Source organism: Arthrobacter sp. efr-133-TYG-118, from assembly GCF_030209755.1.
Taxonomy (GTDB): Bacteria; Actinomycetota; Actinomycetes; order Actinomycetales; family Micrococcaceae; genus Arthrobacter.
Map to the genome: position 1 here is coordinate 137877 of NZ_JARVRH010000009.1, position 11996 is coordinate 149872.

Here is an 11996-nt window from a genome sequence, read left to right on the forward strand (position 1 = left end):
GGGTTTCGGGGCCGTTTCGCGCCTCGGTTCGTTATCACGGATAACGACGCCGGATACGTGACCGAGGAGGGGTCGCGAGGTGCGGGTGAAGGGGCCGGTGGCCTGCGTCACGCACGGCAACTTTTTAGGGGTCTGCAGCGTGCCAAACCCCGGGATTCCGGGAGTCCGGCGGGCATGATCTGCCAAAAGTCTGCTGGGCGTGACATGCAAAAGCCCCGCCCGGCTGGTTTGTTGCTGGATTCCAGTCGGGCGGGGCTGCTTTGCGTAGGGGGTTTAGCCTTCGCAGTCGCGGCAGTACTTGAGGCCGTTCTTTTCCAGTGCGATCTGCGACCGGTGACGGACCAGGAAGCACGATGAACACGTAAATTCATCGGACTGCTCCGGGACAACGATGACGGTCAGTTCTTCGCCGGACAGATCGGCGCCCGGAAGGTCAATGCCCTCGGCTGTGTCGTTCTCGTCGATGTCGATGACAGCAGTCTGGGCACCGGAGCCGCGCGACGCCTGAAGGGCCTCAAGCGATTCGGCGGGAGACTCTTCTTCGGTCTTGCGTGGGGCGTCGTAATCGGTAGCCATTGTTGTGGTTCACTTTCGTTGCTGCATAGTGCCATTTCAGGCACCTCAGTGAAGCAGTTTAGGGCATAGTACACGCCATCAACGAATAGTGTGTTCAACAAGACATTTGGCCACGTTAAAACCCCGGAATCCCGGGGGTTTTAACTACTCAGCTGCACGGATTTTCCGCGCCTGGGCGTCGGCGATGGCTACACCGCTGAGGGCCGGGAGCCAGCCGTACCGGGTGGTTTCAGTGGCTCCGGAGGCCCCCAGCTCGGCGGCGTCGTAGAAGTAGGCAGCTTCGATCCAGGCGCTCACCTTGGACATGATGGATACGATCATGCGGACACGCTATCGAGGCCGCGTTCAGGACCCGTTTCCGGTCTGTCACGGCTGTGTTAAATGATCCTGTACCCCAGTATCCGCGTGCCGCCGTCGTCGTCGCCGTCATCCGGCGCCGCGTGAATCAACACCCCGGATTCATCCGCCGTGACGGCGACCGGGTTCCGTGTGATGACATGGCCGGCACCGCTGAACACGCCGATCGGCACGTCCCACCTGATCCTTTGCCGTAACGGTTCCACCAGGGCCAGTCCCCCGAGTTCAAGGGCAGTGCCATCGGCCTGCGGCAACAGGGAAATCCCGCTGCACAGCAGGAGGCCCGGCCCCAGGAGCTGGGCATCCTGGTAGTCGACGAAGTGGCCGGGATTCTCCCACTGATCCACCAGGCGGCCTTCCGTATCCCAGGTGAAGAGCTGCCGGGAACCCCAGCTTCCGCCGAACACCAGGTCCAATCCAGGGTCGCGGAGGATCCAACCGATGTGGTCATCCACGCGGAACCGCTCGCGGACCTCGAAGCTGTGCGGATCGATCGTATAGACGATGCTTCTGCTCGCGGCGCGGTACTCAGCGACGGAAACCCACACGTGGTCGCCGTCGAAATCGATACCGCCCGGGTGGTAGACGCTGCCTGCGCCGACCGGGATATCGCGGATCAATTCGCCGCCCTCGCCGAGGACGAAGACGTGCCCGCTCCCCCGCCCGGGAGTGCGCAGCGCAGGATCCGCCGCTGGGCGCGGCGCTTCGAGGATCTCAACCGACGACAAGAACGTCAGCCCTTTGGCGAAGGCCATTCCCTGCGGGTGGTGCGTCGGAAAGTCGAGGGAGATCTCCTCAACCAGTTCGAAGCGGCTCCGCCGGTCAAGGCCGGAAATAGTGTCGGCGAGCGGAGTTAGGGGAGATGTCTCATTTGCCGGCGTCGGCATGTGCCTGGCTCCACAGTTCGTAAAGTTCGGCGGAGTATTCCGGACGGGCAGCAAGCACCCCACCCTGTTCCGGGAACGTGTCCATCTCACCTTCTGAATTGAGGACGACGCCACCGGCCTCTTGAACAACGAGTGTCGCAGCCAGGTGGTCGATCGGGCTGAAACTCCCGATGATTGCCCCCGCACCACGCCCGGCAGCCACGCCCACCACCGTCATGGTCGCCGAACCCATGATCCGCATGATGCTGTGCCGTTCGCCGAGTTCGGCGAGCAGTTCCAGCATTCCGGGCCACGGCACATGCCCCGCGAGTTCGGTCGCCACAACGGTTCCGGCCAAAGCCGCCGTCGAGACTCCCGCACGAGCAAGCGAAAGCGGCTTCCCGTTCAGCCAGGCACCATGACCGGCCCACCCCTCGAAAATCTCGCCACGCCAAGGATCTGCGACGACGGCCACCGCGGGCTTGCGGTCCACCGCCAAGGCAAGCGAGAACGCCGTCCAAGGAATGTGGTTCACGTAATTGGTGGTCCCGTCGACGGGATCAAGGTACCAACACGGTGCGCCGGGCACGGCGACTCCGCCCATTTCCTCGCCTACCACCGTGTGGCCGGGAAGGCGGTCGGCAATCACTTGCCGGACATGGCGCTCGACGGCGACATCGACTTCCGTGACGAGATCAGCAGGGTGCGCCTTGGTCGAGACCTGGCCGCGATCGGCGTCGCGCATGTACCCGACGGCCCATTCGGCCAGTTCCAACGCGACTTTCCGGGACTCAAGTACCTCATCTCCGGCAAGTCCCCCGGGAGCCTGGGCCGAAGCCCATGCCTGCGGGTCTTCAGCGATGGCGCTTTGCAACAGATCCAGTTGGTTGCTCGTGATCGAATCCACGCCAAGTCCCAAGGCCCAGCGCATGGATTCCAAGTCGTCCACAGTCCAGCATGCAACCTTGGCTCCCGCCGCGTGGATCTGTTCGACCATGTGCTTGCTGAGAACCACGTGCTCGGAATTGACGAACTCGGGACTTAGTTCGGTAAACAGCTCTTCCGGTGGGGCGATCCTTTTGCTCCACGGCAGCCAGATCCGGGCCGCGGGGTCGAGGGCACGGATGGTCCGCATTCCGTCCAGGTTCCCGCACCAGGCCACTTCGACGCCGCTTTCGCGTACGACGGCGGCAGCCGCCTCCGCGGGGCCGGGCTCGTCCATGTCGATGAGCAAGGTTGACCGGCTGCCGCGGAAAAGTTCGAGGGCTTCGGAAAGCAGCGGAATTCGTTCCTCGCCCGCGCCCAGTTGCCTGATGCGGTCATAGTCGGCGTCTGCCGCGTCGGCGTCGAGGCTCCAGATCCTGAGCAACGAGGCATCGTGGAGCAGGATCACCTGCCCGTCCTTCGTTACCCGGACGTCCACCTCCACGAGGTCCGCACCCGCGTCTATGGCCGAGGCGATGGCAGGCAGGGTGTTCTCCAGGTATTTGCTGGAGTCACCCCGATGGGCCGTGGCACGGGTCCTTTTGGTGTCAATGATGTTGCTCAAAGTGCGGCACCCGCCTCTGCTACGAGGCGTCCGTCCCGGAAGGTCATGGCCTTGCGGATCCCCGCATACGTCTGCCGGCCTGGCTGCATGAGGGCGCCGCTCACAAAGCTGCGGAGCTGGGCATCGGCCCTGCGCACGTACACTTCCTGGAAATGTCCGCGAGGGACGACCCTCTCGACGGTCGCCGGGACCGCACCTGGGAAGGGCGTGTCTGCCAGGATGACGTCCTCGGGCCGGATCCCGAGAATGTCCGGGCCCTCGGTGATGAGTCCGTTGTTGAGTGAGCCTTCAATGCGGTTCATGCTGCCGATGAAGGTGGCCACAAACTCCGTTTCCGGGCGGGCATAGAGCGCTTCCGGAGTACTGTATTGCTCGATCTTGCCCGCATTCATGACGGCGATGCGGTCGGACATCGACATCGCCTCTTCCTGGTCATGGGTGACGATGACCGTCGTGATGCCCAGTTCCTGCTGGATCTTGCGGATATCTTCACGCACTTTGACACGCAGTTTCGCGTCCAGGTTGCTCAGCGGCTCGTCAAGGAGCAAGAGCTTCGGCTCCTGGACGAGTGCCCTGGCCAAAGCCACGCGTTGCTGCTCGCCGCCGGAAATGCGGGCGGGCTTGGAATCCTTGTGGTGCAAAAGGCTGACCAACTCCAGGACGGATTCCACCCTCTCCTTGATCTCGGCCTTGGACATCTTGCGGAGCTTCAGCGGGAAGCCGACGTTCTTGGCCACCGTCATGTGGGGCCATAGGGCGTAGTTCTGGAACACCATGGCGCTGGGGCGATTCTCCGCGCCGAGGTGGGACACCTCCTGGCCTTCCACCTCGATGGAACCGGAATCCGGTTCCAGGAAGCCGGCAATCATGCGCAGCGTCGTCGTCTTGCCGCAGCCGGAGGGCCCTAGCAGGGACACCAGTTCGCCCTCTTTTACCGAGAGATCGAGGTTGTCGATGATGGTGCGGCCGCCGAGGACCTTGCGGAGGCCGCGGACGGTCAGGCCACCGCCCGACGCCGCGGTCCCCGGCTTCGTTGTGTTGGTCAGTGGTCCAGTCAATGGTTCATGAATAGTCATGGGTTCTCTGTCTGACGTTGAGCGCGGGGCGCTATTTGATCTGGAAGCCTTCGGCGAGCTGACCGCCGAGGATGTGCTTGTGCGCCGCGAGCATGAGGGCAACGGAAGGGATGGCGAGCAGGATCGAGAAGACGGCAGCCACCTGGGTGGGGTAGTTCAGCACCAGGCTGTACATCTGGGTAGGCATGGTCATGAAGGCGGGCGCACCCACCAAGTACGTTCCTTGTGCTTCGTCGAAGGACGCCAGGAAGGACATCACGGCCGCGACGATAATCCCGGGCAATGCCATGGGGAGCGTCACTGAAGCGAACACGCGCAATTTGGAGGCTCCGGCGTCGCGGGCTGCTTCCTCGAGGTTGCGCGGCACGGCAGCGAACGCTGCCGCCGGAATCCACGTCATGAAGACCACTGTGCCCAGCACGTGCACCACGAGGATTCCCAAAATGGTGTTCATGAGGTTCAACGCGTAGAAGAGTGCCGCGAGGGTAACGAACAGGCCCATTTTTGGAAAGGCGTTGGTCGCGAACAGGCTGATCAGGAAGAAGCGGCGTCCGGGAAAATCAAAGCGGGCGAAGGCGTAGGCGGCGGGCAAACAAATGATCGCGGATACCAGAACCGTCAGCGGGGCGAAGAACAAGGAGTTCTGCACTGCGATGCCGAGCGCGCCGTCGTTGACGACAACCTGCCACCAGCGCAAAGTCCAGTCGTCGGGAAGGAGATTGGGATAGGTCCAGTTACCGGCGAAGGCGCGGACACCCAGCCAGAGGAGGGGCCCCAGGATGAAAACGACCATGAGCACGACGAACAGGCCCACCAGCACACGGCGGAAAATCGAGTCCGGCGTGAGGGGCCGGCGGGTGCGGGAAGCAATGGGGGAACCGGTGGAGATAGCCATCAGACTTTCCCCTGTTCCTTGGCGGAACGGAAGTTAGCCCACACGTAGAGCGCGGCGATTCCGGAGGCAATCAGGAAGACAGTGAAGGCCATGACCGCCGACTGCTGGGGTTGGTTGAAGGCGGAGAAGTAGTTGGACATGTCCACTCCGAGCATGTTCGGCGAATTGGGCCCGGTGAAGTACGGGACCGTGAACGATCCAACGATTCCAATGGCCGTAAACGTCGTCGCGATGATGATAGGAACGGCCGCCATGGGAACGATCACTGAGACGATCGTGCGCAAGGAACCGGCACCGGCGTCGCGGGCTGCTTCGATCATAGCGTTCGGCACGGACTGCAGGCCGGAGGAGACCATGAGCACGGCGAATGGCAGGGACGTCCAGACCGAGCCGATGATGACCGTGACCATGGTGAAGGCCCATACGGGGAAGTCAAGCCCGAAGAGGGCAAAGACGCTCCGCAGGAAACCTGTGCCGGAGTAGAACGTCAGGATCGCCCACGAGGCGATGACCACCGGGATGAAGAGCGGCACGATAGCCAGTCCGGAGAGAAGTCGGGCCATTCGACCACCCTTGAGCTTGAGATAGAGGCCAATGCCCAAGGCCAGGAAGATCACCGTTGCTGTGCTGACCAGCGTCACGATGACGGTGACGAGAAGGTCGCCGAGGAAACGCTTGTTCGTGAACATCTCCTGATACGCGGCCAGGGTTCCCCACCAGGCGTCTGCCTCGTGGACGTTCTGGCCAATGGTGGCGATGGTGTGGTTCAAGCCGCCGGTCAGGCCGATGCTGAAACCGAAGGCGAGCACGATCGGGAAGCCGACGAAGAGTGCGATCAGCAGGATCGGCGGGAGGGCCATGAAGAATCCGACGGCGCGCTGGCCCAGACGCTTAGGGCGCGTGGCACCAGCCGGCGGAACTGTTTGTTGCAGTTCCGCCGGCTTTTGAAGCGTGGTTGTCACTGGCCGGGAACCTTCTGGTCCCAGAGGTTGTTCAGGTCTTTGCCCATCTGGTCGAAGTAGCCCTTACGCAGGTTGTTGGTGTCTGCGTCCTTGAACTTGTCCTTCACATCAGCCGGCAATTTGTCCAGGCTGATCGCCGGGAAACCGGACATTACCTTGATGATCATGGTCTGCGCGTCCGGCGAGAGGACGAAGTTGGCAAGCTTCAACGCGGCTTCCTGGCGGGGCGAGGACTTGGGAATGCCGAGGTAGGCAGCACCGCCGGTGAAGGACGGGTTGCTGATCTGGGTGGCCTTCACGGTGGAAGGAATCTGTCCGTTGGTCAAGCCGGTGATGAACTGGTCGGACCACACCGGAGCCATGGAGATCTGTCCCTTGGCGAGCAGGTCAAGTGTCTGCTGGTTGCCGTTGGGGTAGACACCGCTCTGGAAAACGGACGAGTTGAGGTCCTTCAACGTCGCGAAGCCCTGGTCCCAGTACTTCTCGAGGTCCTTCTCGTAGCCCACCGCCATCTTGGCCCGGGCGTCGGCGGGAACGAACTTGTCCAAAACGGTGGCAACGAATGCACCGCCGGACCCTCCCGACTTGGGCGAGTTGTAGGTGAACTTGCCCGGGTTTGCCTTGATCCAGGCGAGCAAATCGTCAAGGGTCTTCGGCGGAGTGGCAACGGTCTTCGTGTCATATGCGAGGAGCACCGCGGAGCCGCGGTAGGGGATGCCACCCGTGCCGCCGGCTTTGATGACATCCTGCGGGACATCGTTCAGGGCGGAAATCGTCTGCGAGCTCACGGAGGTCAGCAGATTGGCTGCGGAGGCCTTGGGAACGAAGCCACCATCCACGAGGTCGAAATCAGGTTCCTTGTTCTGCTCCGTGGCGCTGGTCAGTTTCGCCAGGGTCTGGGCATCGTGCTCGCCGTGCAGATCGAGGGTGACCTTCACGTTGTAGCCGGGGTTGGCCTTCTCGAAGGCGGGAACGAGGCTCTTTTCCCACAGGTTCTGGACGTTCGTATCCCCGCTGATGAAGACGGTGATCGTCTTGTCCGGGGATGCGCTCGAGCCATTGTTCTGGGCCGAAGCGGTACTGCTTTGAGCGCAGCCGGTCACAGCGGTGGCTGCAACAACGGCGACGGCGGCCGCTGCTAGAAAGCGGTTGGTCATGGTGTTCCTTCATCTTGAACCGAAAAGTCCCCCCAAGGGCAGGAACTACCATCCAAGGGCAAGGTGAAGGAGCGGGTCACGGCCCATGAATCCGGGGTTAACCAGAAACAGAATTAACGCGAATATGTCAGGACATAAGAACAACAGCATGGGATCCCGAGCGGCAACGGACTGCGCTACTTGAGGGCCCGCTTCCATTTAATCGTCAGGAACGTGACCAGGACGGCTATCGCTGCGGCCAGCGCCAGGCTGACGGGGCCGGTGCCCCAGTCGAGTCCCCCTCGTTCGGGGGAAACGGCGGTCCAGTCAGAGAAGGACGCCCCCAATGGCCGGGTCAGGATGTACGCGAACCAGAAGGCGGGGACCGCTGCAAGCAGGCGACGCCAGTGGGCCAGTGCGGGGACAGCGATGACAACTGCGAACATGATGCCTGAGGCGAGGTAGCCCAGGCCGAGCGAGTAGGCGGTCAGGTCCCCGGTAGCTGTGCCAAGTGCGAACGTAGTCAGCACCGCAGCCCAATAGAAGGACTCCCGACGCCGGGTGGTGATGCTGTGGATGGAGAGGGTCTTCTCGCTCCGGTGCCAGAGCAGGAAAACGACGGCGAGCGCCACGGTGAAGAACAGCGTCGACGCCAGATAGGGGACGCCAAGCCCGACGTGAACGGCGTCCGCAGCCATGGTCCCAAACACACTGACCATCGCGACGGCGGTCCAGTACACCCAGGGGATGTACCGGCGGACACGGAACTGCAGGACCAATGAAATCACCAATGCCGCGAACCCGAGGCCCAAAGCGATCTCGGGTTCGAATCGGTGGACAAGAAAATCGGACGTAGTTTCGCCCATCCCTGTTGTAAGGATCTTCACCACCCAGAACAGGACGGTCACCTCGGGTACTTTCGACGCGGCGGCTCGGGAGACGGCGTTCTGCAGTTGCTCGCCGACAACTGCGGTGTCCTTGAGCCGCGGGCTAGCGATGAGTTCTTCGGGCATCATGGCCCCCATTGTTCAGGGCTTTCCCGAGCGTTTCCCGAATATGACATTCGGACGCCGCTGCCTGACACGGCAACGAGCCCTCAAGCAGCCGGCCCGATTCGCGGGATAATGGAACTATGGCCGATCAGGATCAGGATCCTTGGGACGAGTTCGACAGGCTCAAGCCCGCGGGACACGATCGCGTGCAGGGCTATCCGGGCGGGGAACCCTTGGGTTTTGGCTTCCAGACGGGAGTGCGGAGCGCACGAGTGGCCTTCGGTTTCGCCGTCTACGCGCTGGTCCTCGGAACCGTACTCGTCCTGGTCGGGATCATCGACTTTATCGGCACGGGCGAGTTGCTGTGGCTGGGATTGATGGTGCTCATCGAGGCCGCCTTCATCTACGGCTTCATCCAGCTGGCGCACCAAGCGCGCAACCGACGCTCAAGCTAGTGGCCCCGCCGCCGAAGAATCACAACCCCTCCGCGATCTGCTTGATCGCGGCCAGGCGGCGATCCCACTCCGCGCCGATGCGGTCGAGGCTGCGTGCCGTTTCGCTCAGCTGCGAGCCGAGCACCCTGTAGCGCAGTTCGCGGCCCACGCGGACTGATTCAACGAGTCCGGCCTCCTGCAGCACCGCGAGGTGCTTGGCGATCGCTTGTCGGGTGACCGGGAGCCGCCCGGCGAGGGCCGACGCCGATGCGTCGCCCTCGCCGAGGGCAGCCAGGATGCTCCACCTCGTCTCGTCGCCGAGCGCGGCGAACACTGGAACCAGGGTGCTCGTGGTCACGACCCACCCTCGACATAAGCGGCCAGTTCGTCCAGCTCAGAGTCCCAGCCCTGGCGGTGACTCTCCATGTTGAACGCCGGATCGCTCGTCGTGTCGAAGCCGGTCTCGACGACGGTGAGCTGCGTTCCGCCGTCGAGCGCTTCAAGCGTGAAGCGGAACACAGTCGAATGGTCAGGGTCAACCTCGGCCGGCTGGGTGCCGCGCGCGTCGTCGTTGCTCCAGCGGTAGGCGATCATTCGCGGTGGGTCGAGCTCCTCGATCAGCACCGGGAAGGCGCCGTATCCTTCGAAAGAGAAGACACCGCTGGCGCCGACGGCGACCTTGTCGAGGACGGCGGTTTGTCCGAACCAGCGCGCAATGTGCTCGGCCTCGGTGATCGCGGCCCAAACCTTCTCAATTGGCGCTGCGATGGTGATGGTGCGCCTCACGGTGAATTCGCCGGCGTCGACGACGGAGGCCTGGTTTGCAGTCATAGTCATGATTCTGTTCCTTTCAGTCAGTTACTGCAACTACAGGGTTGCATTAACTCAAAGAAAGAGCAACCCTTAGGTTGCAGATCGGATTCCTCAACCCTTGCGCGGCAAATACGTGTTCACGGGGCGCCCCGTCGAACCGTAGGCCAAATGCAGGTCAACGAGTCCCTTGCGTTCGAGTTCGCTGAGATAGCGCTGGGCGGTGGGGCGGCTGATGCCGACGCTGCCCGCAATCTCCGATGCGCCCAAGGGTTCCGTGGAGTGAACCACCATATCGAGGACTTTTTGCATGGTGGGTGGCAGGCGCCGGGGTCCTTTGGCGGGCGGAGCCGTCCGGCGCAGGCTGAAGAGCTGGTCCACGGTCGCCTGGTCGGCCACGGTCCGGGACTCCGCTTCCTGCCGCCAGCGCCGATAGGCCTCGAGCTGGGTTTGCAGCTGCTCGAAGCCAAACGGTTTGACGAGGTAGTACACCGCTCCCCCACGCATGGCGGCCCGTACAGTCTCGAGATCCCGGGCGGCGGTGATCATGACGGCGTCGAGCTTTTCGCCGGCTCCCTGAAGGGACCTCAACAGACTGATTCCGTCTTCATCGGGAAGGTAGACATCGAGGAGAAGCAGGTCTGGTTTGAGCCGCTGCACGGCTTCCCTGGCCTCCGCCGCGGTGTGGGCCTCACCGACGCATTCGTATCCCTCGATCTTAGCCACGCGGCTGGCGTGGATGCGCGCTACGCGGAAGTCGTCGTCGACCACCAAGGTCCGGATCATTCGATTGATTTTCCTGTCATGACCGGGGTGTCGGATTCCATGTGCGGTTCCGGCAACCAGATTTCAAAGCGTCCCCCAGGGCCAGGGAAAACATCCATGGTGCCCCCTGCACGGCGAACGATCCTGCTCACCAGCGCAAGGCCTATCCCCCGACGCATTCCCGGCCGCGGTTCCTTGGTGGTGAACCCGTCGGCGGTGATCGTGCCCACCAATTCTGCAGGAACGCCGGGCCCATTGTCGGTCACGCAAATGAAAATGCCCGAGGAATCGTCCAGCTGGATGGTCACCTCACGGGGCGCAGCTTGCTCGGCGAGGATCTCGACGGCGTTGTCCAGGAGGTTCCCGACGATCGTGAGCAGCGCTTGCGTTTCGAGGAACGGTTGGCGCAGCTGCGAGTCGTCCGTCACCGAGATTCCGACATCCTGCTCGGCAGCCACGGTGATTTTCGCGAGCAGCAGGGCCGCGAGCTCCGGCGGCTCGATCCGCGAGCGCAAGCCCTCGCCGAGCGAGCGCGAGGTGTCCGAAATCCGCGATACGAAATTCCGCGCCTGGTCCACGTCTCCGAGTTCCAGGAGTCCGTCCACCACGTGGAGGCGGTTGGCGTACTCGTGCTCCTGGGCGCGCAAGGCCTCCATCAGGCCTTCGACGGAGCGAAGGTCACGCACCAGGCCCTCAACCTCGGTGCGGTCCCGCAGCGTGACCACGGAACCTATGCTCCTCCCGGCCAAGGCGACGGACATCCGGTTCACCACGAGCAGGGCGTCCTCGGTGATGACGATCTGGTCGGTACCGCTGATCTGCCCGGTCAGCAGGGAACGAAGCCTCCCGGCGGGCAGGAGATCCTCGATCTTCTCTCCGAGCACGTTTTCCTCCAGGTGCAGCAGGGTGCGCGCCTCGGAGTTGATGACGGTGACCCGGCCGTCGTCGTCGAAACCTATCATCGCTTCGCGGATGCCGTGCAGCAGGGCTTCGCGCTCCTGCAGCAGGGACGCAATCTCCACCGGTTCGAGATCGAAGGTGACCCGCTTGATTCTGCGCGCCAGGAGGGCGGAACCCATGGCGCTGATCACGAGCACGACGGCTGAATAGCCGGCAATCAGCAACACCTGTTTGGCGAGCTCGCTGCTTTCCGTGGTCTCCAGGATTCCCACCGAGACCTGCCCGACGACGGTCCCGTCCGCTGCGCGCACCGGTGCCTTGGCGTTGACTGAGTCACCGAGGCTGCCTTTGTCGATTCCGACATGGGTCTGCCCGTCAAGGACCGCAACGGGTTCTTCCAGGGTCTGTCCGATGAGGTTTGGATTCGGATGGGAGTACCGGACACCTTTCCGGTCGGTGACGACGACGTAGTCCGGCTGCGCCTGGGACTGGACTTTGCTCGCAATCGCCTGGATCGTGTGCGTCGGATCTCCGTTCCCCAGCGACGTCACGATTTCCGGCATTTGCGCCACCGTCGTTGCGATCCCCAGCGCCCGGAGCCGGTATTGGTCTTCAAGGGTCTGGTTGCTGATCTGGGTGTAGAGAAGCGCGCCCAAAGTGACTGTCACAAAGAGGATG

At 62.8% G+C, this 11996-nt stretch carries 14 protein-coding genes; 1 reads left to right on the plus strand and 13 read right to left on the minus strand.

The features are described from left to right. Nucleotides 1-273: 273 nt before the first annotated feature. The 9 genes from QRN59_RS08510 to QRN59_RS08550 all read right to left on the minus strand — a co-directional run bounded on the left by QRN59_RS08510 (nt 274) and on the right by QRN59_RS08550 (nt 8433). Nucleotides 274-576 carry a DUF4193 domain-containing protein gene (locus tag QRN59_RS08510; protein ID WP_059388261.1) on the minus strand — a complete coding sequence of 101 codons (303 nt, stop codon included), beginning with the start codon at nt 574-576 and terminating at the stop codon, nt 274-276. 144 nt (nt 577-720) lie between these two features. Continuing rightward, nucleotides 721-897, minus strand: a complete 177-nt coding sequence (locus tag QRN59_RS08515) for a hypothetical protein (RefSeq protein WP_236815494.1) — start codon at nt 895-897, stop codon at nt 721-723. Between the two features lie 56 nt (nt 898-953). Further along, nucleotides 954-1820, minus strand: a complete 867-nt coding sequence (locus QRN59_RS08520; RefSeq protein ID WP_284982088.1) for a DUF6454 family protein — start codon at nt 1818-1820, stop codon at nt 954-956. Continuing rightward, the gene (locus QRN59_RS08525; protein ID WP_284982089.1) at nt 1801-3348 is read right to left on the minus strand and encodes an inositol monophosphatase family protein; all 1548 of its coding nucleotides are present in this window, start codon (nt 3346-3348) and stop codon (nt 1801-1803) included. The genes QRN59_RS08520 and QRN59_RS08525 overlap by 20 nt, the downstream gene beginning before the upstream one ends. Further along, entirely contained in the window at nt 3345-4424 is a 1080-nt protein-coding gene (locus QRN59_RS08530; protein ID WP_284982090.1) for an ABC transporter ATP-binding protein, read from the minus strand. Before QRN59_RS08530 ends, QRN59_RS08525 begins: the two co-directional genes overlap by 4 nt. Nucleotides 4425-4455: 31 nt before the next feature. After that, complete coding sequence (locus QRN59_RS08535) at nt 4456-5319, minus strand: ABC transporter permease (RefSeq protein WP_284982091.1); 864 nt, start codon at nt 5317-5319, stop codon at nt 4456-4458. Beyond that, on the minus strand, nt 5319-6281 hold the full coding sequence (locus tag QRN59_RS08540; RefSeq protein ID WP_284982092.1) for an ABC transporter permease: 963 nt from the start codon (nt 6279-6281) through the stop codon (nt 5319-5321). Before QRN59_RS08540 ends, QRN59_RS08535 begins: the two co-directional genes overlap by 1 nt. Next, complete coding sequence (locus tag QRN59_RS08545) at nt 6278-7438, minus strand: extracellular solute-binding protein (RefSeq protein WP_284982093.1); 1161 nt, start codon at nt 7436-7438, stop codon at nt 6278-6280. The genes QRN59_RS08540 and QRN59_RS08545 overlap by 4 nt, the downstream gene beginning before the upstream one ends. A 176-nt stretch (nt 7439-7614) precedes the next feature. Continuing rightward, complete coding sequence (locus tag QRN59_RS08550; RefSeq protein ID WP_284982094.1) at nt 7615-8433, minus strand: COG4705 family protein; 819 nt, start codon at nt 8431-8433, stop codon at nt 7615-7617. Between the two features lie 116 nt (nt 8434-8549). Here QRN59_RS08550 and QRN59_RS08555 point away from each other — a divergent pair, with 116 nt between their 5' ends. Further along, a complete protein-coding gene (locus tag QRN59_RS08555) occupies nt 8550-8864 on the plus strand; it encodes a hypothetical protein (RefSeq protein WP_284982095.1) in 315 nt (104 codons plus the stop codon). Nucleotides 8865-8883: 19 nt separating this feature from the next. On the opposite strand, the gene QRN59_RS08560 is transcribed toward QRN59_RS08555, so the two are convergent. From QRN59_RS08560 to QRN59_RS08575, 4 genes are all read right to left on the minus strand, one after another. Beyond that, complete coding sequence (locus QRN59_RS08560; protein ID WP_284982096.1) at nt 8884-9201, minus strand: ArsR/SmtB family transcription factor; 318 nt, start codon at nt 9199-9201, stop codon at nt 8884-8886. Continuing rightward, on the minus strand, nt 9198-9680 hold the full coding sequence (locus tag QRN59_RS08565) for an SRPBCC family protein (protein WP_284982097.1): 483 nt from the start codon (nt 9678-9680) through the stop codon (nt 9198-9200). Before QRN59_RS08565 ends, QRN59_RS08560 begins: the two co-directional genes overlap by 4 nt. 87 nt (nt 9681-9767) lie before the next feature. After that, a complete protein-coding gene (locus tag QRN59_RS08570; protein ID WP_284982098.1) occupies nt 9768-10439 on the minus strand; it encodes a response regulator in 672 nt (223 codons plus the stop codon). Further along, nucleotides 10436-11986 (minus strand): ATP-binding protein, encoded by a 1551-nt coding sequence (locus QRN59_RS08575; RefSeq protein WP_284982099.1) that lies wholly within the window; start codon nt 11984-11986, stop codon nt 10436-10438. Before QRN59_RS08575 ends, QRN59_RS08570 begins: the two co-directional genes overlap by 4 nt. Nucleotides 11987-11996: the final 10 nt, after the last annotated feature.

Coding starts and splice junctions, on each gene's coding strand:
- QRN59_RS08510 (WP_059388261.1), bottom strand. CDS start 576: ATGGCTACCGATTACGACGCCCCACGCAAGACCGAAGAAGAGTCTCCC.
- QRN59_RS08515 (WP_236815494.1), bottom strand. CDS start 897: ATGATCGTATCCATCATGTCCAAGGTGAGCGCCTGGATCGAAGCTGCC.
- QRN59_RS08520 (WP_284982088.1), bottom strand. CDS start 1,820: ATGCCGACGCCGGCAAATGAGACATCTCCCCTAACTCCGCTCGCCGAC.
- QRN59_RS08530 (WP_284982090.1), bottom strand. CDS start 4,424: ATGACTATTCATGAACCATTGACTGGACCACTGACCAACACAACGAAG.
- QRN59_RS08535 (WP_284982091.1), bottom strand. CDS start 5,319: ATGGCTATCTCCACCGGTTCCCCCATTGCTTCCCGCACCCGCCGGCCC.
- QRN59_RS08545 (WP_284982093.1), bottom strand. CDS start 7,438: ATGACCAACCGCTTTCTAGCAGCGGCCGCCGTCGCCGTTGTTGCAGCC.
- QRN59_RS08550 (WP_284982094.1), bottom strand. CDS start 8,433: ATGATGCCCGAAGAACTCATCGCTAGCCCGCGGCTCAAGGACACCGCA.
- QRN59_RS08555 (WP_284982095.1), top strand. CDS start 8,550: ATGGCCGATCAGGATCAGGATCCTTGGGACGAGTTCGACAGGCTCAAG.
- QRN59_RS08565 (WP_284982097.1), bottom strand. CDS start 9,680: ATGACTATGACTGCAAACCAGGCCTCCGTCGTCGACGCCGGCGAATTC.
- QRN59_RS08570 (WP_284982098.1), bottom strand. CDS start 10,439: ATGATCCGGACCTTGGTGGTCGACGACGACTTCCGCGTAGCGCGCATC.